Genomic DNA, 21,931 nt, shown 5'->3' on the forward strand with positions numbered 1-21,931 from the left:
TCAGTCGCCGATGAGACAGTAGACGTGGCCCGGCGTCTCGACTTTGGTCTCCTCGCCCTCCTCGAAATAGCCCAAGACGTCCGCACGCTCGGCGAAATAGATCCGCCCGTCGCGGGGAACGGGCTCGCTCGTGACCTGTCCCGCAGCCTCGACCCACCAGCGTAGCTCCCCTGTCTCCTTTTCCAGCGCACAGAGTTCGCCCGCAGTCGTCCCCGCGAGCACCGCGTCGGCGGTGACCGTCACGGCGCCCATCACCCGCCCCTGGACGTCCGTCGCCCACCGCTGGTCGCCGGTGGCCGCGTCGAGGGCGTAGACGTGGTGATCGTCGCTGCCGACGTAGACCGTCCCGCGCTCGGGACCGATCCCGGGCGCCGACATCACGACGCTCCCGGTCTCGAAGCGCCACTCCTCTTCCCCGTCGGCGAGCCCGATCCGGTAGACGTTGCCGTCCCAGGAGCCGACGAAGGCGCTCCCGTCGTAGGTCGCGATCGGTCCCTTGACCTCGGCGCCGGTCTCGAACTCCCAGGCGAACTCGAGCGAGGGAAACTCCCAGCAGTAGACCACACCGTCGTTCGACCCCGAGAGCAGCCGGCCGGCGTCGGGATCGATCGCGACCGTCGGGTGGGGCATCCCCTCGATCCGGTCGTCGCTCGAGAGGGGAGCGCCGGTTTCGGCATCGAACACCCACAGCGCGCCCTTCTGGATCGGGTTTCGGTACTCGACGATGACGTAGAGATAGCCGTCCCAGTAGCCCGCCGAGGAACCGATCGCGACCGAGCCGTCCATCTCCTCGGTTCGCCAGAGCACCTCGCCGGTGGCGACGTCGATCGCGTACATCGCGGCCTCCTGGCCCCGGTTCGCGCCGTCGTACCCCCCGAGGTAGGCGACGCCGTCGGCGATCACGGGCGTCGCGTGAAAGCCCTGGCGGGTCGCGGGGGTCTCGGTGACCCACCGGTGGCGCCCCTTCGGGCCGAAGGCGTGGATCCGCCCCGTGTCGGCGGGGACGACGACCGTCTCGCCGTCGGGCGAGAGGAGGGGGCTCGCCTTCGCCGCGTTGTGGCCCGCGTAGTTGACCGGCGCCCGCCAGTTGATCGATGGCGACTCGGGAGCGGTCTCGTCGGGATAGTAGCCGAGCCGACGGAGCCCGCCCCGGAACATCGTGATCGCGTCGTCGTCGGGGTAGGTCTCGTCGTAGGGCAGTGACGTACCGACGTCCTCGGGGGGTTCGTAGGTGTGGGAGCCAGCCCGCGGCGCGAGACAGCCCGCCAGGCCGGCGCCGACGCCGGCCCCCGCTACGGCGAGCAGCCGCCGTCTGGTGGGCGGGGAGAGCGACGGAGTCATACCGAGAGATCGGGCGGAGCCGACAAAGAGCCTACGCTCGCTACCGGGGTCGGAAGGCGACCGCGCGATCGACCGTCTCGGAGCCCGGGGTCGCGAGTTCGAGGGAGACCGTCGTTCCGATCTCCGCGTCCTCGGACTCGATCCCCCGGACCTGTCCCGTCAGGGAGACCGGGCCGAAGTCGGCGACCGCGAGGGCGAACGGTGCGTCTGCCTCGAATGCGGGCGTCGCCACCGAGACCACCGTGACCGATTCGATCCGTCCAGTCTCGGGAAGCGAGCGCTTCTCGAGATCCGTCGAGTCACAGCCCGGTTCCGGGCAGACCCGGCGGGGCGGGAGCGAGCCGTGCCCGTGTTCGCACTCGAGGAAGTACGGGTCGCCGTCGCCCAGAGCGTCGAGCCAGTCGTCGAAGCCGGCGTCCCGGACCGGCTCGTCGTCGCTCATTCTACTACCTCCGGAACGAGTTCCGGCGTCGCCGCGTTCGCGGGACTCACGCGACCACCTCCAATACGTGGACGACCGCGCTCGCGACGGTACCGCCCGCGTTGTGGGCGACGCCGACATCGGCGTCTTCCACCCTGTCTCCGTGGGGATGGTCGCCCCGCAGGAGCTTCGTCAACTCGGCGAGCTGTGAGACCCCCGTCGCGCCGACGGGGTGGCCTTTCGCCTTCAGCCCGCCCGAGAGGTTTACGGGGACCTCGCCCTCGACCGTCGTCCGGCCCTCGCGGGCGGCGGCGATCCCCTCGCCCTCGCTCGCGAGTCCGATCGCCTCGATGGCGAGCACCTCCGCGATCGTAAAGCAGTCGTGGACCTCCGCGACGCCGACCTCCTCCGGACCGATCCCGGCGTCGTCGTAGGCTTTCTCGCTCGCCTCGCTGGCCGCGGGGGTCCGCGCCATCGTCTCCCGGTCTTGGAGGGCCATTCGGTCGCCGCCCTGGCCCGAGCCCGTGATCGCGACCGACGCGTCGAGACCCTTCCGGTCGGCGTAGGACTCGCTGACGAGCACCAGTGCGCTCGCGCCGTCGGAGATCGGACACGAGTCGTAGAGCCCGAGGGGGGTGGCGACCCGCGGGGCCTCGAGAACGTCCTCGACGGTGATCTCGCGCTGGTACTGGGCGTAGTCGTTTTCGACGGCGTTGGCGTGGTTCTTGACCGCGACGTGGGCCAGATCCTCGCTATCGCCGCCGTAGGTCTCGAAGTAGGCCTCGGCCATCAGGGCGTAGGCCGCGGGAAAGGTCATCCCCGCGCGGACCTCCCAGAGGTCGTCGGCGGCGATGGCCAGCGCCTCGGTCGCGCCGCCGGTCCCGAGGTTGCTCATCCGCTCTGCGCCCCCGACCAGGAGGACGTCTGCTTGCCCCGACCGGATGCGGGCCACGGCGTCTCTGACCGCGGTGGCGCTCGAGGCGCAGGCGGCCTCGTAGCGGGTCGCCGGCGCGTCGACGCCGGCGGCGTCGGCCATCAGCGGTCCCTGATGGCCCTGGTGTTCGGCGATCTCGCCCATGAAGTTGCCGTAGAGGACTTCCTCGATGTCTTCCCGGGGGACGGAGGCGTCCTCGAAGGCCGCGATCGTCGCCTCGGCGAACAGGTCCCGGCCCGTCCGCTCGGGGCTGTTCCCGAACGGAGTGAGGCCGACGCCGGCCACGCGTACCTCGCTCATACCTCCCATAGAGAGCCTGTCGGTTAATACTCCGTGGTTCGGATGGAAACCTGGGACTCGGTCATCCGAACGAACACGAACGCCGATACATTCGACCGATCCCCGGGCCGAAACCCGGACCCGTTCCCCGTTCGTTTAACTCTGCCGACCCAAACTGGGGGTATGGACCCCGTTCCCTTCGACTTCGACCTCCTGTCCGAACTGACCGAGACGAGCGGCGTTCCCGGCTATGAGGACCGGATCCGCGACTTGGTCCAGGAGGAACTCGACGGCGTCGTCGATCGCGTCCGGACCGACGCGATGGGGAACGTCGTGGGCACCGTCGAGGGCGAGGGCGACTACTCGGTCGCAGTGGCCGCCCACATGGACGAGATCGGCTTCATGGTCAGACACGTCCGCGGGAAGAAGACCGACTACGGCTTCCTCGAACTCGATCCGCTGGGCGGCTGGGACCCCCGCGTCTTGAAGGCCCAGCGCGTCACGGTCCACACGGACGACGGCGACCTCCCCGGCGTGATCGGCTCACCGCCGCCTCACACCCAAAGCGAGGAGGAACGCGAGGAGTCCCCGACGGTCGAGGACGCCTTCGTCGACGTCGGCCTCCCGATCGAGGAGGCCCGCGACCGGGTGTCGCCCGGTGACCTCGTAACGATGGATCAGCGAACCGAGCGCGTTGGCGAGACGATTACCGGAAAGGCGCTCGACGACCGGGTCTGCCTGTTCGCAATGCTCGAGGCCGCCCGGCGGATCGACGACCCCGAGGCGACGATCCACTTCTGTGCGACGGTCCAGGAGGAGGTCGGGCTTCGAGGCGCCCGCGCGCTCGGGGTCGACATCGACCCGGATCTCGCGATCGCACTCGACGTCACCGTCGCCAACGACGTCCCTGAGTTCAAGGAAGGCGAGCAGGTCACCCGCCTCGGCGAGGGGACGGCGATCAAGCTGAAGGACGCGAGCGTCATCACGAACCCGAAGGTGACCCGCCGGCTCAGGGACGTCGCCGAGGAACGAGGGATCGACCGCCAACTCGAGATCCTCCCGGCGGGCGGAACTGACACGAATTAAGCGGAAGCCCACGACTTCAGTCGTGGGTCTAAGCGGTAGGCAGAGACTCGAAACCGCAAGACTTAGCCACTCTGGGGCCGTTTATGAGTCTAACTCGACTGGGAAAACTGGGGTTGGACTGGGGTCCCCATCAACAAAAAGCAACCCTGCCCGATTGAGTGTGGCTGATGGCACCGCCCGTAGGGTGTTAGCGAGGCAGTCCGAACGCGTTCGGACTGACGTTGCCATGCGTTCATCGCCTCGACGCACTGCCTACAAACCGGAACCAACCACTGGGGTTGGGACGTTGCCTCCGTCGGGGTGGTCAGCGTGACCGGCCCCGAGCGCGAGAAATCCCACGACTTCAGTCGTGTGGAGGATGTCAAACGGCTGGGTTCCAGCACACGAACGGCGCGAAACCCGTCGGCGCCATCTCGATCCCGACGCGCTATCTCCACACTGTCACCGAGACTGCCCACGTGGACGACGTCGCGGCGACGATCGACCTGCTCTCGGCGATCTTGGAGACCGAGGACGGCGATCACGACTACCGGCTGTGATCGACGGGCGAATCGAAGATTTCAGTACCGGGCCTCCCCAACCTCCGGCCATGAACCCAGATGACGATCCGCTCTCCCGGCGCCGGTTCGTGGTCGCGACGGCCGCCGCCGTCGCCGCCGCGGGCGCGACCGGAACCGCAGCCGCCCAGGAAGAGGGCGGGAACGAAAGCGGCGGTGGCGGAAACGAGAGCGGCGGCGCAGGAGGTGGCGGAAACGAAAGTGGCGGTGGTGGCAACGAAAGCGGTGGCGGGAACCAAAGCGGCGGCAACGAGAGCGGTGGCGGCGGGGGCGGCGCCACGGAGACGGTCAACGTCGTCGACAACGCCTTCGAGCCAGCCGACCTCGCGGTCGAGCCCGGAACCACGGTCGAGTGGGCCTGGCAGGGAACCCAGGCCCAGCACAACGTCGTCCCCGACTCCCAGCCCGAGGGCGCCGGCTGGGAGGGACACACCTCCCTCGAGAGCGGCGACTTCTCGTTTACCTCGACGTTCGACACCGAAGGCACCTACGAGTACATCTGTGAACCCCACGTCTCCCAGGGGATGACCGGCACCCTCACCGTCAGCACCGACGCGGGCCAGCAGGCAAGCGGTCCGGTCCAACTCGTCCCCGACGCCGCCTGGACGCTCGTCATCGCGACCGTCGCGGGAATGGTTTCGACGCTGTCGCTGGTCTACGCGTTCATGCGGTTTGGCGGCTCCTCGGAGCGGTAACTCAGAGCGCGTCGTCGACCGCGTCGATGACTTCGATGTCGGCGAAGACGACGACGTGGTCGCCGCGTTCGACGACGGTGTCCCCGCGGGGCGTGATCAACTCCCCGTCGCGGGTGATCGCACCGATGACGACACCGTCGGGGAGGTCGGGAACGACGTCCCTGATCCGGTTGCCCGCGAGGGCGCTGTCGGGATCGACCTCGATCTCTAAGACCTCCGCGCAGTCGGCCTCGAGGATCGCGACGTTTTCGGTGTGTTCCCGGTAGGTAAAGCGGATGATCTCCTCTGCGGTGACCACGCGAGGGTTGACGGCGACGTCGACGCCGACGGCCTCGAAGAGGTCGACGTAGTCGCCGAACTCGACGACCGCGAGGGTCCGGTCGACGCCGATCCGTTTCGCGAGCAGCGACGCCAGGAGGTTCTTCTCGTCGCTGTCGAGGGCGGCGACGACGATGTCGCTCTCGTCGACGTGCTCGCGCATGAAGAAGTCGATGTCGGTGGCGTCGCTCTCCAAGACGAGGGTGTCGGGGAGCCGTTCGGCGACCTCGCGGGCCCGGTCGTGATCGCGTTCGACCAGCCGGGGGGAGATCCCTTCGGCCTCGAACAGCCGGGCGGTCTGGTAGCCGATCTCGCCGCCGCCGACGATGACGACCTCGTTGGCTTCCTCCAGGGTCGGGGCGGGGGCGAGCGAGCCGGCGAAGCCCCGGACGCTCTCGAAACTCCCGATGACGACGACGGCGTCGTCCGGCGCGATCGCCGTCCCCCCCTGGGGGATGACGACGTCGCCGTCCCGGATGATCGCCGCGAACGTAAGCGACTCGAAGCGGTCGGCCTCCGAGACGGTCTGGCCGGCGATCGGGCTCCCCTCGGGGACCGAGAACTCGGCCATGTAGACGACTCCGCCGGCGAACGTGTCGACGTCGCGGGCGCCGGGCAGACCCGCGATCTGGACGATCGTCTCGGCGGTGTGGAGGTCCGTACAGACCATGAAGTCGACGCCGAAGGCGCCCTCCGAGTGCTCCCAGGTCCGCAGGTAGTCGGTCTTCTTGACCCGTGCGATGGTAAAGGGGTCGTCGACGGTCTTTGCGGCGCCACAGACGACGATGTTCGTCTCGTCGCTGTCGGTACTCGCGATCACCATGTCCGCCCGGTCGACGCCGGCCTCCTCTAGGGTCTCGAGGGAGGTGCCGTCGCCCTCGATCGCGAGGACGTCGTGGGAGTAGGTCATCGTCTCGACGCGCTCGGAGTCGGTGTCGACGACGACGACCTCGTGGTCGGAGGCGAGCGTCGCGGCGATGGTCGAACCGACCTCGCCGGCCCCGACGACGATCACGCGCACGGTCGGCTCACCCCGAGCACCCGTCTCGATCTCGGCAGCATTGACGGCCGTTTTTCGGCGAGCGGTAAGTGGGTTGCTATTGGGGCGACTCGTGGACCGCGAGGTCGACCTCGCGGCGCTCGCCCTCGATGTCGGCGACCAGTCGGGCGACGACCTCCTTTGCCTCGCCGAGCAGGCGGGGCTGGATCTTGGAGACGAGCCAGTCCAGCGAGATGAAGGTGGGGAGCGAGATCGCGTCGCCGTCCGCGGAGTGGGGGTCGTAGATCGCCTCGAAGTAGACCCGGGAGGCGGTTTCCTCGCCCTCGGGGGCCGCCTCGGGCGCGGGCTCGACGCGCCACTCGCCGCGGGCGTCGACGTCCTCCGTGAGCCGCCAAGAGAGCGTCTCGGGTTCGTCGATTTCGGTCACTTCCGAGTGGGCGGTGTAGCCGAACTTCCGCCAGGAAAGCCGGAGGTCGTACTCGGTGCCGGCGCCGCCGTCGCCGCGCTGGTCGACTGACTCCAGGTGCTCGGAGTAGCGGGGGTACCGCGAGAACGACTCCAGATACGGAAACACCTCCTCGGGCGACCGGTAGACGACCGTGCTGAGGACGATTCTGTCCACGACCGCCGTATACGGGGAGCCGAAGGTAAGGGTTGCTATCCCCCGTCGGCCCTTTGAAGACGGATCGCCGGCTACCCCCCGTATGGAGACGACCGACGCGACCGACGGAGCCGGTGAAACGGGGGCGACCGGAACCCACGAAACGGCCGATGCCGTCGCCTTCGCCGACCCCGAAGAACCGGCCGAGGTCTGTATCGTCGGCGGCGGCGTCGCCGGCCTCGCCGCGGCCATCTTCACCGCACGCGCGGGCCTGGGGACCCTCGTCGTCGACGGCGGCGAGTCGATCCTCGCGCGCAACGCCAGCCTTGAGAACTATCCCGGCTTCCCCGACGGGGTGGACGCGCGCCGGTACCTCGAGATGGTCCGCGAGCAGTCCCGGGCCGCGGGCGCGACATTCGAACTCGGACGGGTGACCCGCGTCGAGAGCCTGGAGGACGAGCCGGGCTTTCGCCTCGAGACCGACGGCGGCGATCCCCTCCGGGCGCGGCGGGTGATCGCGGCCTCCTGGCCCGACAGCGACTACCTCGTCCCCCTCGACGTCGGCCGCCGGGAGCGGGGGAGCAAACACGTCGTCGCCGTCGACGAAAACGGCCGGACCGCAGTCAACGGGGTGTACGCCGCGGGAAAGATCGCGGACGAACCCCACCAGGCGATCGTCGCGGCGGGCCACGGCGCGAAGGTCGGACTCGCCGCGATCCAGGACTCCGAGGTCCCCTTCTACCACGACTGGGTCGCTCCCGAAGGCTACTTCACGGGTCGCGGCCGGGCGGTTCCGCCGGCCTGCGAGGAGATCGACGACGAGGAACGGCGGCGACGGGACGCGGCCGCCCGCGAACGCCTCCGGGAGTGGCTCGCCGAACCGAGAGAGGAGGCGCCGACGATGCATCCGAGCGTCGAGATCGAGTAGGAAAAGCGAAAGCTATACTCCCCGCGTTCGAAAACATCGGGTATGGCGAACGCTACCGAGCAGACCTACCTCGCGGGCATCGCGGCCGGAACGCTGCTGGTCGTCCTCGGCGTGGCCGCCTACGTCCTGACGGACTTCTCGAGCGTCACGGCGCTGATCCCGTCGCTGTTCGGACTCCTCTTCGTCGTGCTCGCGCGGCTGGGCCGGGACGCCGGCCGCCGCGAGGTCGCGATCTACGGGCTCGCGATCGCGGCGCTGGTCGGACTCGCCGGCAGCGCGATGGGCGTCGGCGACGCCGTCGCGCTCGCGGCCGGCGAGGACGTCGAACGGCCCGCCGCGGCGATCAGCCAGGCCGTGATGGCCGTCGTCTCGATCGTCGTCCTCGCCCTGGCAGGGCGGGCGATCGCCGCCGACCGCTAGGACCGCCAACGCTTAGGTCGGGAGGGCCGAACCGGAGGGCGATGCTCGAGGGAGTCAATGTCGCTGTCGGCGTCACCGGCTCGATCGCCGCGGTGAAGACGGTCGAACTCGTCCACGAGCTCCGGCGCCAGGGAGCGTCGGTCCGGGCCGTGACGACCGATAGCGCCCGCGGGATCGTTCACCCGTGGGCGATCGGGTTCGCGACCGGCGAGCCCGTGGTCACCGAGATCACCGGGCAGGTCGAACATGTCTCCCTCTGTGGCCGGGAGGGGTGGGCCGACGTCTTCCTGATCGCGCCCGCGACCGCGAACACGGTGGGAAAGGTCGCCGCCGCCGTCGACGACACGCCTGTGACGACGTGTGCGACGACCGCGATCGGGGCAGGGGTGCCCGTCGTCGTCGCCCCCGCGATGCACGAGCCGATGTACGACCACCCCGGGGTGCTTTCGTCGATCGAACGCGTCGAGGAGTGGGGCGTCTCCTTCGTCTCGCCCCGCATCGAGGAGGGGAAAGCCAAGATCGCGGGCGAGGAGGCAATCTGCACGGCCGTTGCCCGCGCGGCCGGCGACCGACCCCTCGGGGGGACACGCGTCGTCGTCACGGCGGGCGCGACGGGGGAGGCGATCGACCCGATCCGGGTCCTCACGAACCGGTCGTCGGGACGGACCGGGCGGGAGGTCGCGCGGGCGTGTCACGTCCACGGAGCCGAGGTCGTCCTCGTCCACGGCCCCGTCGGCCCCCGGCCGTTCGGCCGCGACGACGGCTCCGGGGAGGCCCCCTACGCCGACGTCCGCCGCGTCGAGAGCGCCGAGGAGATGACCGAGACGACGGTCGATGCCTGCGAGGGAGCCACGGCGTTGGTTTCGGCGGCGGCGATCGGCGACTACACGGTCGACACTCGGCCGGAGAAGATCCGCTCGGGCGGCGAACTCGTCCTCGAGTTGGAGCCGACCCCGAAGCTCGTCGATACCGTTCGGGAGGAGTATCCCGAGCTCCCGATCGTGGGCTTCAAAGCCGAGACGGAAGGCGGCGACGAGGCGATGGTCGCGGCCGCCCGGGAGCTGGGAGAGCGGGTCGGGCTTGCCTTCGTCGTCGCCAACGACGCGGGCGTGATGGGCGAGACGGAGACGCGGGCGATCCTCGTAGACGGCCAGGAGACGACGACGGTGACGGGATCGAAAGGAGAGCTGGCCGCGGCAGTCGCCGACGCGCTCGCGGGCGAACTCGACTGAGAACCGGTAGCTCGAACATCTTTCTTTCTTAACTGATCGGAACTTATATAGAGGATCGGTACGAGAAGGGAACCGACCGGCGACGACATGGGTGACTACGGGGAGACGCTGACGAAAGGCGAGGTGTTCGACGTCCTGCGCAACCAGCGGCGGCGCTACGCCCTCCACGCCCTCAAACGGGAGGGGCGGACGATGTCGCTCGGCGATCTCGCCCAGCAGGTCGCCGCCTGGGAGTACGAGACGACCCCCGAGGCGGTCACGCCCGCACAGCGAAAGCGGGTGTATACGACCCTCCAGCAGACCCACCTCCCCCGGATGGACCGGGCGGGCATCCTCGAGTTCGACGACGAGGAGGGGGTCGTCGAGCCCACCGACCGGGCCGACGAGATGAACGTCTACCTCGAGATCGTTCCCGGCGACGAGATCCCCTGGCGAGAGCTCTATCTCTCGCTGGGTGCGATCAGCTGTGCGCTCGTCGCCGTCCTCTGGGGCGAGGTCGCGCCGTTCGCCCGCCTCCCGACCCTGACGTGGACAGCAGTCATCGCCGTCACGTTCACGGCGACGGCCGCGGTCCACGTCTTCTACGAGCGCCGGATGCGCATCGGCGAGGGCGAGCGACCGCCCGAACTGCGGTACGGAACCGACGAGTAGGCGGCGTACCGTCAGCTTTTACTCCGTTACCGGTCCAGCCACGACATGGATCAGCTGGAGCGGTCGCTGCTCGAGGCGCCGATCATCGAGAAGGAAGGCTACCAGTACTTCGTCCACCCGATCAGCGACGGCGTCCCGAAGCTCGACCCGGGCTTGCTCCGGGAGATCGTCATCCGGATCATCCGGAAGGCCCGCCTGGAGGAAGTCGACAAGATCGTCACCCCCGCGGCGATGGGAATTCACATCTCGACCGCCGTCTCGCTGATGACCGACATCCCGCTGACGGTGATCCGGAAACGCGAGTACGGCCTCGACGGCGAGGTCGCGATCGCCCAGCGAACGGGCTACTCCGAGAACGAGATGTACATCAACGACGTCCGCGAGGACGACCGCGTGCTCGTCTTAGACGACGTGCTCTCGACGGGGGGCACCCTCGCGGCTGTCTTGGACGCCCTGGGGGACATCGGCGCCGAGGTCGTCGACACCGTCGCGGTGATCAAGAAGGTCGGCGGCGAGAACCGCCTCGAGGGAACCGACCACGACGTCAAGACCCTCGTCGACGTCGACGTGGTCGACGGCGAGGTCGTCATCGTCGACGGGACCGAGGACGGCGTCTAAAGGTGGTTGGAAGCGGGCGAGGAACCACGCCGGGGGGATTCGACGGGAGTCCTAGAGTCGAGCCCCCGCGTCCGAGGCCCTCCGTTCGACGGCGTCGGGGTCGAACTCCAGCAGCGGGGACTCACACTCCTCGCAGCCGAGCGTGGCGACCTCGTAGGACCGACAGCAGGACTCGACCGTGTCGGAACTCATCGAGATCGGCCCGCCACAGGAGGGACACCGCTCGTGAAACGCCCGCAGCGCCTCCAGGATCTCGACGCGCTGTTCCAGGGGTACCGCCCGCCAGCGGTCGGTCCGGTCCTCGATGGCCTCGGCGGTCGCGAGGTCGGCCACGAGCGCCCCGTCGCTCGGCCACTTCCGGATCCGTTGGCCGACCGCTATCGCGGGGTAGTCGCGGTCCTTGACCGTCACCGCCGCCCGATCGACGTCGAAGAGATCGGCGAGCGCCTCGAGGTCCCGTGGCTCCTCGCGGTGGCGCTCGAGACCGGCCTCGACGCTCTCGGCGAACTCGTCGGTCAGCCGGAGGTCCGTGCCGTCCGCGGTCGGCTCGACGGCGTCGATCGACGCAAGGAACGCCTCGGGATCGACCTCGTTCTCCCGGCGGTACTCGATCCGTTCCATGGTCTCTCGCTCCCGGTTCCCTTCGTCGGCGTCGGTATCGCCGCCCATGTCGTCCTCGGTCGCAGCGTCGTCGCTCCCGGAACCTCTCTGCTCGGCATCCCCGGTCTCGACGTCCACGGTGTCGTCGTCGATTGGCTCCCAGCCGCCGTAGCGAGTCCCCTCGCGGGTCGGCTCCTTGCCGAACGCCGCGAGCACGCGCTCGGGCAGGTACCGTTTCGTTAGCTCGGGCGTCCCAGGAACGAGATACCCCCGGAGGTAGATCGTCGCGAGCGACCCGGCGAGGGTTCCGGTGGCGAACAGCCGACCCCGGCGGTTCCTCGAGCGGGCGACGAGGGCGCTCCCCGCGAGCGCGACCGCGACGTTGACGACGGTACAGGGAAGACACCGGTTCTCGCCGACGTACTCCGGCCGGCGAAGGGCGTCGATCAGCTCCGACGCTCGAGCTCTCATACCCGTCGGTTGGACCGAGACGACTAAAATCCGTGTGGCCGTCTCCCCCCGGTCGACGCCGATGGTCTCGAGAGAGATTTGAACCACGCGGACTTCGGTCGCTGGGCTCCCTCGTTCTCTCGTTCAACAGGCAGTAGCGAGGAGTCCCCTTCCTCACCGAGCGGCGAAGCCGCGAGTAGGGAGGAGAGGAATCGCGTTGCGAAGTTGGGTGAAACAGTTAGTATCGTCCGGCTCGTCGTCCTCTGTCGTCCGAAGCGGGCTTCAGACAGCCCAGCAATGGGTGCCGAACCAACACTTCGGTGCGGGAAAGGTTTGGTTCCTCGCTCCGGACGGGCCGCCGTCAACCGGCCCCGAAGGACGGACCGACGACGCGACCGCTCCGAGCACGCTCGACTTGCCGCGACGTCGCCGAGGTCACGTCCAATTACATTGCCTCTGCCGACCGACCGCACCGGCACAAAAGTCGGTCCGGGACCACAACTCCCGACCGAAGCCACGCAAGCCCCGTCCTCAGAACGCCGAAGGCGTTCAGGGCGGGGTAGTTGACACGACCACTATACCGTTTTCGAGGCGAACGATAGCGGGAGGTAGATTTGAACTACTCCCGAGAACCTGCGCGAAGCGCAGACCCTCGGTATCGTTCAAATCGACTCGTCGTGCTATGGATGGCGCTCAGAGGTTCGTTCGCCCCAAAACATAGCGGGAGGTAGATTTGAACTACCGGTCTGCGGGTTATGAGCCCGCCGGAATCTCCTGGCTATCCCATCCCGCTACTGATTCGTAGCTCGGTCCGCTAGTTAAGGATTGTGATTCGACTACCGGATGCGGGTTTCTACCGCTCGCCGTACTGGACCCGCCAGGTGTAGAGGCTCTCGGCGACGTAGTTGACGACGAAGCCAACGCCGATCCCGACCACGTTGGCCGCGGGATACCAGACCCCCGCGCCGTAGACGAGTCCCGCGAGGACCCCGAGGGTGACGAGCAGGCCGGCCAACCGAACCGCATTCGACCGGAGGAATCGCCGGGCGAGCGCCTCCCGATCCCCCGAGGCGAACGTCGAGAACGTCCAGCGCTCGTTGATCGCGAAGATGACCACGATGGCGGCCTCCCAGGCGATCACCTTCCCGACCACCGGCGAGAGCCCCGCGAACTCGACGAGGGAGACTAAGACGGCGTTGTCGACGGCCATGCCGACGAGCCCCGCCGACACGAACTGGCCGAGGCGGGTCCCCGAACGGAGCGCGACGACCCCGTCGTGGACAGCTTCGAGCGGGCCCGGATCACTCATGATCGGATCGCCGTCGATCGCCGGCCGGTCGACGGTCCACGCCGGCGTCGTCCCCTCGCGGATCGGCCACTCCGTCGATCCCCTCTCGCCGGCGCCGGAGGGCGACCCGGAGGAGAGTCCGGGCGAGTTCCAGGGGCGTCCCGACGGGCGCGACCGTCGAGCGCGGGTCGTCCCGCCAGCGGACCGGGACCTCCCCGACCCGGTAGCCAGCGGCGTCGGCGGCCGCGACGAGGTCGACGTCCCAGCCGAAGCCGGGCTCGCGGAGCCGTCCCCGGACGTTGCCCCAGGCCTCGGCCGTGATCGCCTTCGCGCCACACTGGTAGTCCGACAGCGCCACGGGGAGGAGCCGACGGGCGCTCCAGGCGAACAGATCGCCCAGCCGGCGCCGGACGCGGGTCTGGTGGCACTCCACGACCGCGTCGGGGTGGCGCCGCGAGCCGACCGAGAGCGCGAGTGATCCCTCGAGGACGGGAGCGACGACCTCGGAAAGCGACGCCGCGGGCGTGCTGCCGTCGGCATCGGCGAAGGCGTAGACGTCCGTCTCGAGGGCGTCGAACCCGTCGGTGATCGCCCTCCCCTTGCCCCGTCGGCTGGAGACGGCGTTGACCGTCGCGGGAGCCCGTTTCAGGGTAGCGACCGTTCCCGGAAGAGGGTCGTCGAGTTCGATCCGGACCGCCTCGGGCTCTACGTGCCGGACGACGCGCTCGGCGTAGTCGGCGAGCCGGTCGGCGTCGGGCCGGTAGGCGGGGATGACGACGCCGACGGTCGGGTTCATTCGTTCCTATCGCCCCGGTGCTCGGACAAAAGGGTTCGGTCCCCGGCGGACGAAGCCAAAAGGGGTTTCGGGGGCGTCCCTGTCCGTTCGGGTGATGGTCGTCGGAACCGAGGTCGCCCTCGCCGTCCGCTGGCTCGTCGCCGTCCTCGGGCTGGGAGCGCTCGCGCTTCCGCTCGCGGCCGCCGTCTTCCGGGACGGGGAGGGGAGAGGCGCCGGACTGGCGATCCCGCTCGCGCTCGCGGCCGTCGGCCTCGGCGGATTCTGGGTCGGCCGGCTCTCCTTCGGCCGGCTCTCGGTCGCCGTCGCCCTCCTCGCGCTGTGCTGTGGCTCGGCGCTCGCCCTCCGTCGTGGCGTCGAGATCGACTCGCGACGGTACGCGGAGGTCGCGGCCGTCTTCGCCGCCGCCTTCGCCTTCCTTCTGGCCGTCCGGGCCGTCGATCCGGGCATCGTTCCGTGGGGCGGGGAGAAGTACCTCGATTACGGCCTGCTAACCCGCCTCTCGAAGGCCGGGACGCTCCCCCCCGAAGACCCCTGGTTCGCCGGCGAACCCGTCCGGTACTACTACGGCGGCCACCTCCTCGCGGCCTCCCTCGCACGACTGACCGCGACGCCGCCCCACTACGCCTACACCCTCGCGCTCGCGGGCATCTACGCGACGCTGGTGAGTGCGGCCTACGGGCTCGCGGGCGCGATCGCGGCGAGCCGGGGGGTCGCTCGGCTCCCCGCCGCCCTGCTCGGGGCCGTCCTCGTCGGGTTCGCGAGCAACCTCGCGACTCCCGTGCGCACACTCGCCTGGCTCCTTCCCGGCGGCCGGGCCGTCCTCGAGGCGGTCGGGGTCCCCATGGAGCGCGCCGGCGGGGAGACCGTCGCCGCCGGCCCCGACGCCTTCGGCTACTGGGACGCGAGCCGGCTGATCCCGGGCACGATCAACGAGTTCCCGCTCTTTGCCTTCCTGAACGGCGACCTCCACGCCCACATGCTCGCGACGCCGTTTCTCCTCCTCGCCGTCGGCATCTGTCTGGCTTACTGGGAGACCCCCGCCGCCGAGCGACGGCGCCGCCGGCTGCTGGCCTTCCTCGCGCTCCCGCCGGTCGCGGGCTGGCTCGCGGTCGTCAACGCCTGGGACCTGCCGACCGCCCTGGGACTGGCCTGGCTGACGCTCGCGCTCGCGCCGGCGCCTCCCCGGACGCTGCTCCCCGAACGGCTCGCTCGCCCGTATAGAAACCGCCTCGAGAACGCACCCGACGGCGCGGCCGAACTCGGTCGGCCCCTGCTGGCCGCCGTCCTCGTCGCCGTCGTCGGTGCCGGGGCCCTCGTGGCCGTCGCGCCCTTTCTCCCGACGCTTTCGGGCGGGGCCGAGCGGTCGCTCGCCCTCGTCGCCGACCGGAGCCCCCTCCCCGCCTTCCTGCTGGTCCACGGCGCCTTCCTCGCCGTCGCCTACCGGTATCTCGCCGCCCGCGTCCCCGTTCCGGCGGGGGCGAGGACGGCCGGCCTCGCCGCCGTCCTCGTCGCCGCCGCCTGGGCCGCCGGACTCCTTCCGGTCCTCGTCGTCGCCCCCCTCCTCGTGCTGGGCTGGCTCGCGGCCCGACGCGGCGGGTTCGAGAGCCTCCTGTTCGTCGCCGGCGCCGGGATCGTCGCGACCGTCGAACTGGTCTACCTCGCCGACCCCGCGGGCCCGGGCCGGCTCAACACGGTGTTCAAGAGCTACGTCCACGTCTGGCTCCTGTGGGCGCTCGCGGCCGGGATCGCGCTTGCCTGGCTGCTCGAGCGGACCGGGAGCACCGGCGGGGTCGACGAGAAGCCGCGGGCGGACGCCCGGCGGACCTACGACGGGCTCGCCGCGATCGGAATCGTCCTCCTCGTCTGTAGCCTCTCGATCTACGGCGGGCTGGCGCTTTTGGCCCACGCCGAGAACGCCGACGGGCTCGGGCTGGACGCCAGGGCGGAGCTACAGGAGACCGAACCCGACGTCGCCGCGGCCGTCGGCTGGCTCGCCGACCGAGAGCCGGGAGCCAGGATCGTCGAGGCGCCCACGCCCCCGGAATACACCTATGGGACGGCCAGCGACGGCGAACCCCCGCCCTCGCGGGCGGTCTCGGGCGCCTCGACGTTCTCGGGACTCCCGACGCTCGCGGGCTGGACTCACGCGGCCGACTACCACGGCGAGGACGCATATCGAGAACGAGTCGCCGACGCCGAGACCGTTTTCGAGGGGAGCGACGCCGAGCGGGCGACCGTTCTCGAGAACTACGGGATCGACTACGTCTACGTCGGGCCGAACGAGCGGGCGTGGTACGACCTCACCGTCGAGGACGACGACTCCCTGTCGGTCGCGGCCGAGTTCGGGGCGGTACGGATCTACGAGGTAGAGGGGAGTTAAACGGAGAGCGGGCTCTTCTCGGAGACGACCTCGATCTCGCTTGCGTCCGCACGGACGACCTCGAGGAAGTGGGGGACGAAGTTTCGCTTCTCGAAGTCCTCGCGTTCGCCGGCGGCGCCGACGGTACACCAGAGTTGGACCTGCTCGGGGCCGTGCCACTCGCCGTTGCGGTTGATCCCGAAGCAGGTCAGCTCCTCGCCGTCGTACTCGATGACGGCGTCCTTGCGGATCCCCGGGTCGCCGTGGACGATGAGCCGTTTCATTGTCGGCATTTCGGCCGACGGGGAATTAATACTGTCGGGTTCCCCGGCGCCGACCGGAAGCTTCCTCCCTCCCGAGGGGCCCGTCCCTGCATGCAGCTACTTGTCCACGGCGGCGCGGGCACGGAGCCCGACGAGCCCGAACCCAGACGGGAAGTCCTCGACGAGGCCGCGGCGGCGGGCGCCCGCGAGCGCTCGGTCGTAGACGCGGTCGAGCGGGCAGTTCGTGTCCTCGAGGACTCCCCGCGCTTTAACGCGGGCGTCGGGAGCGCGGTCCAGAGCGACGGGGCGATCCGAACCGACGCCGGGATCATGACCCACCGTCGAGACGTCGGCGCGGTCTGTTCGGTTCCCGGGGTCGCACACGCCGTAAGCGCCGCCCGCGTCGTCATGGAGGAGACGCCCCACGTGCTCCTCAGCGGCGAGCGGGCCGCGGAGCTCGCGGGCGCGTACGGCGTCGAGACCGGGGTCGATTGCTGGAGCGAACGAACCCGAAAGCGGTGGGACGACCTCGAGGCACCCGAGGGCGGCCCCCGCGAACAGCTCGCGTGGCTCGAGGAACGCTTCGGCGAGAGCGATCCCGGGGGTCGCGACCGGGAGGGCGAGAGCACGGATGACGGCACGGACCACGACACCGTCGGCGCGGTCGCCCGGGCGGGCGACCGGCTGGCGGCGGCGACCTCGACGGGCGGACGCTGGCTCGCGCTCGCGGGCCGGGTCGGGGACGTCCCCCAGGTCGGCTCGGGCTACTACTGCTGTCCTGAAGCGGCGGTCTCGGCCACGGGTGCCGGCGAGGACATCGCCCGGACGACCCTCTCCCGACGAGCTGCGGACCACATCGGGGATGGCCGGAACGCCCGCAAAGCCTGCGAGGCCGCGATCGAGGAGTTCGAGGAGCTCACGGGCTCGACGGCGGGCGTCATCGCCGCGGACGGCGACGGCGGGCTCGGATCCGCGTTCAACAGTTCGGCGATGCAGACCGCCCGCGCCGAACGCTGACCGAGACGCAACCTCTTTTTGCCGATCGGCCCAAACGGGGGTATGGCTGACACCGTCGATCTCGAGGGCGAACAGTACCAGAAACACCGGGAGGCAGGGGAGATCCTCGCCCAGGTCCGCGAGGAGACCGCCGACCGCGTCGAGGTCGGCGTGACCCATTTAGAGATCGCCGAGTACGCCGAAGACCGCATCCGCGAACTCGGCGGGACGCCCGCGTTCCCGGTCAACATCTCGATCGACGAGGAGGCCGCCCACGCGACGCCCGCCATCGACGACGAGGAGACCTTCGGCGAGGAGATGATCAACCTCGACATCGGCGTCCACATCGACGGCTGGCTCGCCGACACCGCGATCACGGTCGACCTCTCGGGCCACGACGACCTCGCGGAGGCCCCCGAAGCCGCCTTGGAGGCCGCGATTGACCTCGTCGAACCCGGTGTCGAGACCGGCGAGATCGGCCGGGCGATCGAGGAGGCGATCGACGGCTACGGCTACAACCCCGTCGTCAACCTCACCGGCCACGGCCTCGGCCACTGGGAACAACACACCAGCCCGAACATTCCAAACCGCGCCGTCGACCAGGGGACGACCCTCGAGGTCGGCGACGTCGTCGCCCTCGAACCGTTCGCGACCGACGGCGGCGGGAAGGTCAACGAGGGCTCCAGCGAGGAGATCTTCTCGCTCCAGGACGACCGGTCGGTCCGAGACCGGGGCGCCCGCGAAGCGTTGGAACAGATCAAAGAGGAGTTTCGAACCCTTCCCTTCGCGACCCGGTGGCTCGAGACCGCCCGTCCGGAGATGGCCCTCCGGCGGCTGAAGTCTCGTGGAGTAATTCACGGTTACCCGGTCCTCAAGGAGGACGAGGGCCGGCTGGTGAGCCAGAAAGAACACACGGTGATCGTCACCGAGGACGGCTGTGAGGTGACGACCGCCTCCCGGTAGCGGCCCGGACTACGGGCCCTAGGCGTTGTTCATTCGCTTGCTCCGACCGAACCCACACCGCTGGCACTCGGTGACCCGGTAGGGTTCCCGGGAGAACCGGGCGTTTTCGCCGTCGCGACTCTCCGTCCGGATCTGGACGGAGACGTCGTGGAGCGTCTCGAGCCCGCAGCGTTCGCACGGTTCCGTCATCCCTCCACCGGCCCCATCCGTCGTTGCCATCGAGGAGAAGGTTCCCGGGATCGGTCATAAACCCCCATCTCGTTTCGCGATTGAACGGCGAAAACGGTGCGAACGAAACGGTATTGCCATCCCTTCGGCGCGTATCGCCGACTGATACCCCGCTGGATCCGTATGCCGGCGACGCCGTCAACGGGGCGGTCCTCAGCGGAACCGGCGTACGGGGATCGTATGAAAGACTTTAGGGCGGGCTCGAGTGCTCCCGGGTATGGACCGGCTGTTCGCCCCTTGGCGCATCGAGTGGGTGAGACGCGAGGAGAAGAATCCCGACGTCGAGTCGTGTGTCTTCTGTGAGCTTCCCGAACGGAGCGACGACCGCGAGAACCGGATCGTCGCCCGAAGCGACCACGCCTTCGTCCTGCTGAACAACGCGCCGTACAACCCCGGTCACGCGATGGTGATCCCGCGCGCCCACACCGGCGACTACGCCGACCTCGGGGACGAACAGTTGCTCGACCACGCCCGGCTCAAGCAACGGACCCTGACCGCCCTGACCGAGGCCTTCGACCCCGACGGCTTCAACGTCGGGTTGAACCTGGGCGAGGGTGCCGGCGGCTCGATCGACGACCACCTCCACACCCACGTCGTCCCCCGCTTCGAGGGCGACACCAACTTCATGCCCGTGACCGGCGAGACGAAGGTGATCGTCGAGGCCATCGAGGAGACCTACGACGGGCTCCACGAGGCCTTCGCCGGGCTCGAGGGCGCGTCGATCTCCACCTCGGGCGCGGTCGTCTTCGACGGAGCGAGCCGAACCGACGGCGAGTGATACCGGCGGCCGTTCGGAACGTCCTTACCGAACCCTGCCGTAGGCCGTCGTGATGAACCGGATGCGGGCGGTCCGGCGGGTCGGCCTCGTCGTTCTCGTGGTCAACCTGCTGTTGCTCGCGATCAAGGCCGCCGTCTGGTGGCAGTCGGGGAGCCTCGCGGTCGGCTCCGAGGCCGTCAACAGCGCGACCGACGTCGGCTACAGCGTCGTCGTCCTCGCGGGGCTCTACCTGACGACCCAGCCCCCCGACCACCGCCACCCCCACGGCCACGAACGCATCGAGCCGTTCGTCTCGCTGTTCGTCGCCATCGCCATCTTCGCCGCCGGCGGACTCATCCTCTGGCGGGCGGTCGGGTCGCTGCTGTCCGGCGAGATCGGCGTCGCGACCGGCCCCTGGGCGGCTCTTGTGCTCGCCGTCTCCGCCGGCGGAAAATACCTGCTCTACCGCTACTGCCTGCGGGTCGGGGAGGTCCACGACTCCCCCGCGATCGTCGCGACCGCGACCGACAACCGAAACGACGTCCTCACCGCGGGCGCGGCGCTGGTCGGCGTCGCCGGCGCCCAGGCCGGCCTCCCGGTGCTCGACCCGATCGCCGCCTCGGTCGTCGCCGTCGGGATCCTCTACTCGGGGGTCGAGGTCGTCCGGGACAACCTCGACTACCTCGTCGGGGGCGCTCCGCCCGAGGACCTCCGCGAGGAGATCGTCGCCCGGGCGACCGCCCACCCCGAGGTCTACGGCGTCCACGACGTGATCGCCCACTACGTCGGCCCCGAGATCGACGTCAGCCTCCACGTCGAAGTCGAGGGCGAACACACGCTGCTCGCGGCCCACGACATCGAAAGCGAGATCGTCGAGGCGATCCGTGCGATCCCGGAGGTCGATGACGTCTTCGTCCACGTCGATCCGAAGGAACTCGGGGAGTGGAAGGTCGAATCCGGGCCCGTCGATCGGCCCGGGCGCTCCTAATGCCGGGGGAACATTTGAGTCCGTCGGGCGCCCTGGGAAGAACGTGACGGACGCGACAGCAACGACCCGGGTCGAACGGCTGCTCGCCGAGTACGTCGCCCTCGCCGACAGCGTGGCCGTCTTCGCCCTCACCTTCCTCGCTCTCTACGTACTCGGCCGCGGGCTCGTTGCCCTCGCCGACCGCTGGATGGAGTTCCGCCGGACCGACCCCACCCTCAGGCGGGGCGCCGGGAAGGCCCTGTCGCTGGCCGTCGTCGCCGTCGCCGTCCTGCTCGCGCTCTCGACCGCCGGCTTCGAGTACGCCCTCCAGCGGTCGGCGATCCTCGTCGCCGCGCTCACCGTCGCGCTCGGTTTTGCCGCCCAGGACGTCATCGGCAACCTCGTCAGCGGCGCGTTCATCGTCACCGACCCGACGTTCAACATCGGCGACTGGATCCGCTGGGACGACGAGGAGGGCGTCATCGAGGACATCAGCTTCCGGGCGACCCGCGTCCGGACGTTCGACAACGAGGTCGTCACCGTCCCCAACTCCGTGCTGACGAACTCGGCGGTGACCAACCCCGTGCTCAACGACACGCTCCGTCTCGAGGTCGCAGTCGAGACCGGCTACGACGACGTCGGCGAGGCCGTGGGGATCATGCGCGAGGAGGCCGATGCCCACACGGAGATCCTCGACGATCCGAAGCCGACCGTCCTGATAACCGACCTCGGCGAGACCGTCCGGCTCTCGGCGCGGATCTGGATCGCCGAGCCCAACCGGCTCACGTTCGCTCGCGTCCGCTCCGAGTACGCCGAGGCGGTCGTCGAGCGCTTCGAGGAGTCCGGGATCGACCTCGGACGGTCGAACGCCCGGGTTCTCGAGGGCGAGGTCGGCGTGGTTCCGAAGGCGATCGACTTCAACAGGCAGTAGCGAGGAGTCCCCTTCCTCACCGAGCGGCGAAGCCGCGAGTAGGGAGGAGAGGAATCGCGTTGCGAAGTTGGGTGAAACAGCATCCCTTCTAGTTTAACGACCCGAACCACCGCCATCTGATGATTACATATCGCTGGTGCTACCAGTTTGAGGAACCCGGTGGAGAGTATGACTTACACCCCACCGGATTCCGTAGTTGTTGACCGGATTCAAAGAGCGTTTCCCTCCGATAAGTTGCGCGAGCGTGCTCGC

At 69.3% G+C, this 21,931-nt stretch carries 23 protein-coding genes, 1 tRNA gene and 1 pseudogene; 14 read left to right on the forward strand and 11 right to left on the reverse strand.

Annotated features, from left to right (window positions below; genetic code table 11):
- The 3 genes from LCF40_RS14235 to LCF40_RS14245 are packed head-to-tail and all read right to left on the reverse strand — an operon-like array spanning position 1 to position 2,996.
- The gene (locus LCF40_RS14235; protein ID WP_224828924.1) at positions 1–1,341 is read right to left on the reverse strand and encodes an outer membrane protein assembly factor BamB; all 1,341 of its coding nucleotides are present in this window, start codon (positions 1,339–1,341) and stop codon (positions 1–3) included.
- Between the two features lie 40 nt (positions 1,342–1,381).
- Positions 1,382–1,783 carry a Zn-ribbon domain-containing OB-fold protein gene (locus LCF40_RS14240; RefSeq protein WP_224828925.1) on the reverse strand — a complete coding sequence of 134 codons (402 nt, stop codon included), beginning with the start codon at positions 1,781–1,783 and terminating at the stop codon, positions 1,382–1,384.
- A gap of 46 nt (positions 1,784–1,829) precedes the next feature.
- Positions 1,830–2,996 (reverse strand): thiolase domain-containing protein, encoded by a 1,167-nt coding sequence (locus LCF40_RS14245; RefSeq protein WP_224828926.1) that lies wholly within the window; start codon positions 2,994–2,996, stop codon positions 1,830–1,832.
- A gap of 162 nt (positions 2,997–3,158) precedes the next feature.
- On the opposite strand from LCF40_RS14245, the pseudogene LCF40_RS14250 reads away from it, so the two are divergent.
- From LCF40_RS14250 to LCF40_RS14260, 3 genes and pseudogenes are all read left to right on the forward strand, one after another.
- A pseudogene (locus tag LCF40_RS14250) lies at positions 3,159–4,055 on the forward strand (M42 family metallopeptidase); the annotation flags it as partial.
- Between the two features lie 284 nt (positions 4,056–4,339).
- Positions 4,340–4,600, forward strand: coding sequence for a hypothetical protein (locus LCF40_RS14255; RefSeq protein WP_263623706.1), 261 nt, complete (start codon positions 4,340–4,342; stop codon positions 4,598–4,600).
- A gap of 50 nt (positions 4,601–4,650) precedes the next feature.
- Positions 4,651–5,313, forward strand: a complete 663-nt coding sequence (locus LCF40_RS14260) for a plastocyanin/azurin family copper-binding protein (protein ID WP_224828927.1) — start codon at positions 4,651–4,653, stop codon at positions 5,311–5,313.
- A gap of 1 nt (position 5,314) precedes the next feature.
- On the opposite strand, the gene trkA is transcribed toward LCF40_RS14260, so the two are convergent.
- Both trkA and LCF40_RS14270 read right to left on the reverse strand, forming a co-directional pair.
- A complete protein-coding gene (trkA, locus tag LCF40_RS14265; RefSeq protein ID WP_114577850.1) occupies positions 5,315–6,652 on the reverse strand; it encodes a Trk system potassium transporter TrkA in 1,338 nt (445 codons plus the stop codon).
- Between the two features lie 76 nt (positions 6,653–6,728).
- Entirely contained in the window at positions 6,729–7,253 is a 525-nt protein-coding gene (locus tag LCF40_RS14270; RefSeq protein ID WP_224828928.1) for an SRPBCC family protein, read from the reverse strand.
- Positions 7,254–7,335: 82 nt separating this feature from the next.
- Here LCF40_RS14270 and LCF40_RS14275 point away from each other — a divergent pair, with 82 nt between their 5' ends.
- The 5 genes from LCF40_RS14275 (at position 7,336) to hpt (ending at position 11,081) form a co-directional block, all read left to right on the forward strand.
- Positions 7,336–8,160: an FAD-dependent oxidoreductase gene (locus LCF40_RS14275; RefSeq protein WP_224828929.1), complete on the forward strand. Its 825-nt coding sequence runs from the start codon at positions 7,336–7,338 to the stop codon at positions 8,158–8,160.
- A 42-nt stretch (positions 8,161–8,202) separates the two neighbouring features.
- Positions 8,203–8,580, forward strand: coding sequence for a hypothetical protein (locus LCF40_RS14280; RefSeq protein ID WP_114577853.1), 378 nt, complete (start codon positions 8,203–8,205; stop codon positions 8,578–8,580).
- A 41-nt stretch (positions 8,581–8,621) separates the two neighbouring features.
- Positions 8,622–9,812, forward strand: a complete 1,191-nt coding sequence (gene coaBC / locus LCF40_RS14285; RefSeq protein ID WP_224828930.1) for a bifunctional phosphopantothenoylcysteine decarboxylase/phosphopantothenate--cysteine ligase CoaBC — start codon at positions 8,622–8,624, stop codon at positions 9,810–9,812.
- An 87-nt stretch (positions 9,813–9,899) separates the two neighbouring features.
- Positions 9,900–10,463 carry a DUF7344 domain-containing protein gene (locus tag LCF40_RS14290; RefSeq protein ID WP_114577855.1) on the forward strand — a complete coding sequence of 188 codons (564 nt, stop codon included), beginning with the start codon at positions 9,900–9,902 and terminating at the stop codon, positions 10,461–10,463.
- A gap of 45 nt (positions 10,464–10,508) precedes the next feature.
- Positions 10,509–11,081: a hypoxanthine/guanine phosphoribosyltransferase gene (gene hpt / locus LCF40_RS14295; RefSeq protein WP_114577856.1), complete on the forward strand. Its 573-nt coding sequence runs from the start codon at positions 10,509–10,511 to the stop codon at positions 11,079–11,081.
- 51 nt (positions 11,082–11,132) lie between these two features.
- Here hpt and LCF40_RS14300 read toward each other — a convergent pair whose 3' ends face one another.
- From LCF40_RS14300 to LCF40_RS14315, 4 genes are all read right to left on the reverse strand, one after another.
- Complete coding sequence (locus LCF40_RS14300) at positions 11,133–12,152, reverse strand: DUF8054 domain-containing protein (protein ID WP_114577885.1); 1,020 nt, start codon at positions 12,150–12,152, stop codon at positions 11,133–11,135.
- Between the two features lie 697 nt (positions 12,153–12,849).
- Positions 12,850–12,924 (reverse strand) — tRNA-Met (locus LCF40_RS14305).
- Between the two features lie 60 nt (positions 12,925–12,984).
- Positions 12,985–13,440: a GtrA family protein gene (locus tag LCF40_RS14310; protein WP_114577857.1), complete on the reverse strand. Its 456-nt coding sequence runs from the start codon at positions 13,438–13,440 to the stop codon at positions 12,985–12,987.
- A complete protein-coding gene (locus LCF40_RS14315; RefSeq protein WP_224828931.1) occupies positions 13,433–14,215 on the reverse strand; it encodes a glycosyltransferase in 783 nt (260 codons plus the stop codon). Before LCF40_RS14315 ends, LCF40_RS14310 begins: the two co-directional genes overlap by 8 nt.
- 94 nt (positions 14,216–14,309) lie before the next feature.
- On the opposite strand from LCF40_RS14315, the gene LCF40_RS14320 reads away from it, so the two are divergent.
- Entirely contained in the window at positions 14,310–16,595 is a 2,286-nt protein-coding gene (locus LCF40_RS14320; protein ID WP_114577859.1) for a DUF2298 domain-containing protein, read from the forward strand.
- On the opposite strand, the gene LCF40_RS14325 is transcribed toward LCF40_RS14320, so the two are convergent.
- Positions 16,592–16,858, reverse strand: coding sequence for an HAH_0734 family protein (locus LCF40_RS14325; RefSeq protein WP_114577860.1), 267 nt, complete (start codon positions 16,856–16,858; stop codon positions 16,592–16,594). The genes LCF40_RS14320 and LCF40_RS14325 overlap by 4 nt on opposite strands.
- Before the next feature lie 90 nt (positions 16,859–16,948).
- Here LCF40_RS14325 and LCF40_RS14330 point away from each other — a divergent pair, with 90 nt between their 5' ends.
- On the forward strand, positions 16,949–17,854 hold the full coding sequence (locus LCF40_RS14330) for an isoaspartyl peptidase/L-asparaginase (protein WP_224828932.1): 906 nt from the start codon (positions 16,949–16,951) through the stop codon (positions 17,852–17,854).
- 42 nt (positions 17,855–17,896) lie between these two features.
- Positions 17,897–18,796 (forward strand): type II methionyl aminopeptidase, encoded by a 900-nt coding sequence (gene map / locus LCF40_RS14335; RefSeq protein WP_114577862.1) that lies wholly within the window; start codon positions 17,897–17,899, stop codon positions 18,794–18,796.
- Between the two features lie 18 nt (positions 18,797–18,814).
- On the opposite strand, the gene LCF40_RS14340 is transcribed toward map, so the two are convergent.
- On the reverse strand, positions 18,815–19,015 hold the full coding sequence (locus tag LCF40_RS14340; protein WP_224828933.1) for a DUF7835 family putative zinc beta-ribbon protein: 201 nt from the start codon (positions 19,013–19,015) through the stop codon (positions 18,815–18,817).
- A 226-nt stretch (positions 19,016–19,241) separates the two neighbouring features.
- Between LCF40_RS14340 and LCF40_RS14345 the strand changes: the two genes are divergently transcribed.
- From LCF40_RS14345 to LCF40_RS14355, 3 genes are read left to right on the forward strand one after another with little or no spacing between them, the layout of a single operon-like run.
- Positions 19,242–19,802 (forward strand): HIT family protein, encoded by a 561-nt coding sequence (locus LCF40_RS14345; protein WP_114577864.1) that lies wholly within the window; start codon positions 19,242–19,244, stop codon positions 19,800–19,802.
- A gap of 52 nt (positions 19,803–19,854) precedes the next feature.
- On the forward strand, positions 19,855–20,769 hold the full coding sequence (locus LCF40_RS14350) for a cation diffusion facilitator family transporter (protein WP_224828934.1): 915 nt from the start codon (positions 19,855–19,857) through the stop codon (positions 20,767–20,769).
- A 43-nt stretch (positions 20,770–20,812) separates the two neighbouring features.
- Entirely contained in the window at positions 20,813–21,679 is an 867-nt protein-coding gene (locus tag LCF40_RS14355) for a mechanosensitive ion channel family protein (RefSeq protein WP_114577866.1), read from the forward strand.
- The last annotated feature ends 252 nt before the right edge of the window (positions 21,680–21,931 follow it).

It is taken from the genome of Saliphagus infecundisoli, assembly GCF_020177375.1.
GTDB classification, from domain to species: domain Archaea; phylum Halobacteriota; class Halobacteria; order Halobacteriales; family Natrialbaceae; genus Saliphagus; species Saliphagus infecundisoli.

Coding starts and splice junctions, on each gene's coding strand:
- coaBC (WP_224828930.1), top strand. CDS start 8,622: ATGCTCGAGGGAGTCAATGTCGCTGTCGGCGTCACCGGCTCGATCGCC.
- LCF40_RS14340 (WP_224828933.1), bottom strand. CDS start 19,015: ATGGCAACGACGGATGGGGCCGGTGGAGGGATGACGGAACCGTGCGAA.
- LCF40_RS14275 (WP_224828929.1), top strand. CDS start 7,336: ATGGAGACGACCGACGCGACCGACGGAGCCGGTGAAACGGGGGCGACC.
- LCF40_RS14245 (WP_224828926.1), bottom strand. CDS start 2,996: ATGAGCGAGGTACGCGTGGCCGGCGTCGGCCTCACTCCGTTCGGGAAC.
- LCF40_RS14325 (WP_114577860.1), bottom strand. CDS start 16,858: ATGAAACGGCTCATCGTCCACGGCGACCCGGGGATCCGCAAGGACGCC.
- LCF40_RS14330 (WP_224828932.1), top strand. CDS start 16,949: ATGCAGCTACTTGTCCACGGCGGCGCGGGCACGGAGCCCGACGAGCCC.
- map (WP_114577862.1), top strand. CDS start 17,897: ATGGCTGACACCGTCGATCTCGAGGGCGAACAGTACCAGAAACACCGG.
- LCF40_RS14290 (WP_114577855.1), top strand. CDS start 9,900: ATGGGTGACTACGGGGAGACGCTGACGAAAGGCGAGGTGTTCGACGTC.
- LCF40_RS14280 (WP_114577853.1), top strand. CDS start 8,203: ATGGCGAACGCTACCGAGCAGACCTACCTCGCGGGCATCGCGGCCGGA.
- LCF40_RS14350 (WP_224828934.1), top strand. CDS start 19,855: ATGAACCGGATGCGGGCGGTCCGGCGGGTCGGCCTCGTCGTTCTCGTG.
- LCF40_RS14235 (WP_224828924.1), bottom strand. CDS start 1,341: ATGACTCCGTCGCTCTCCCCGCCCACCAGACGGCGGCTGCTCGCCGTA.
- hpt (WP_114577856.1), top strand. CDS start 10,509: ATGGATCAGCTGGAGCGGTCGCTGCTCGAGGCGCCGATCATCGAGAAG.
- LCF40_RS14260 (WP_224828927.1), top strand. CDS start 4,651: ATGAACCCAGATGACGATCCGCTCTCCCGGCGCCGGTTCGTGGTCGCG.
- LCF40_RS14300 (WP_114577885.1), bottom strand. CDS start 12,152: ATGAGAGCTCGAGCGTCGGAGCTGATCGACGCCCTTCGCCGGCCGGAG.
- LCF40_RS14310 (WP_114577857.1), bottom strand. CDS start 13,440: ATGAGTGATCCGGGCCCGCTCGAAGCTGTCCACGACGGGGTCGTCGCG.
- LCF40_RS14315 (WP_224828931.1), bottom strand. CDS start 14,215: ATGAACCCGACCGTCGGCGTCGTCATCCCCGCCTACCGGCCCGACGCC.
- LCF40_RS14345 (WP_114577864.1), top strand. CDS start 19,242: ATGGACCGGCTGTTCGCCCCTTGGCGCATCGAGTGGGTGAGACGCGAG.
- LCF40_RS14240 (WP_224828925.1), bottom strand. CDS start 1,783: ATGAGCGACGACGAGCCGGTCCGGGACGCCGGCTTCGACGACTGGCTC.
- LCF40_RS14320 (WP_114577859.1), top strand. CDS start 14,310: ATGGTCGTCGGAACCGAGGTCGCCCTCGCCGTCCGCTGGCTCGTCGCC.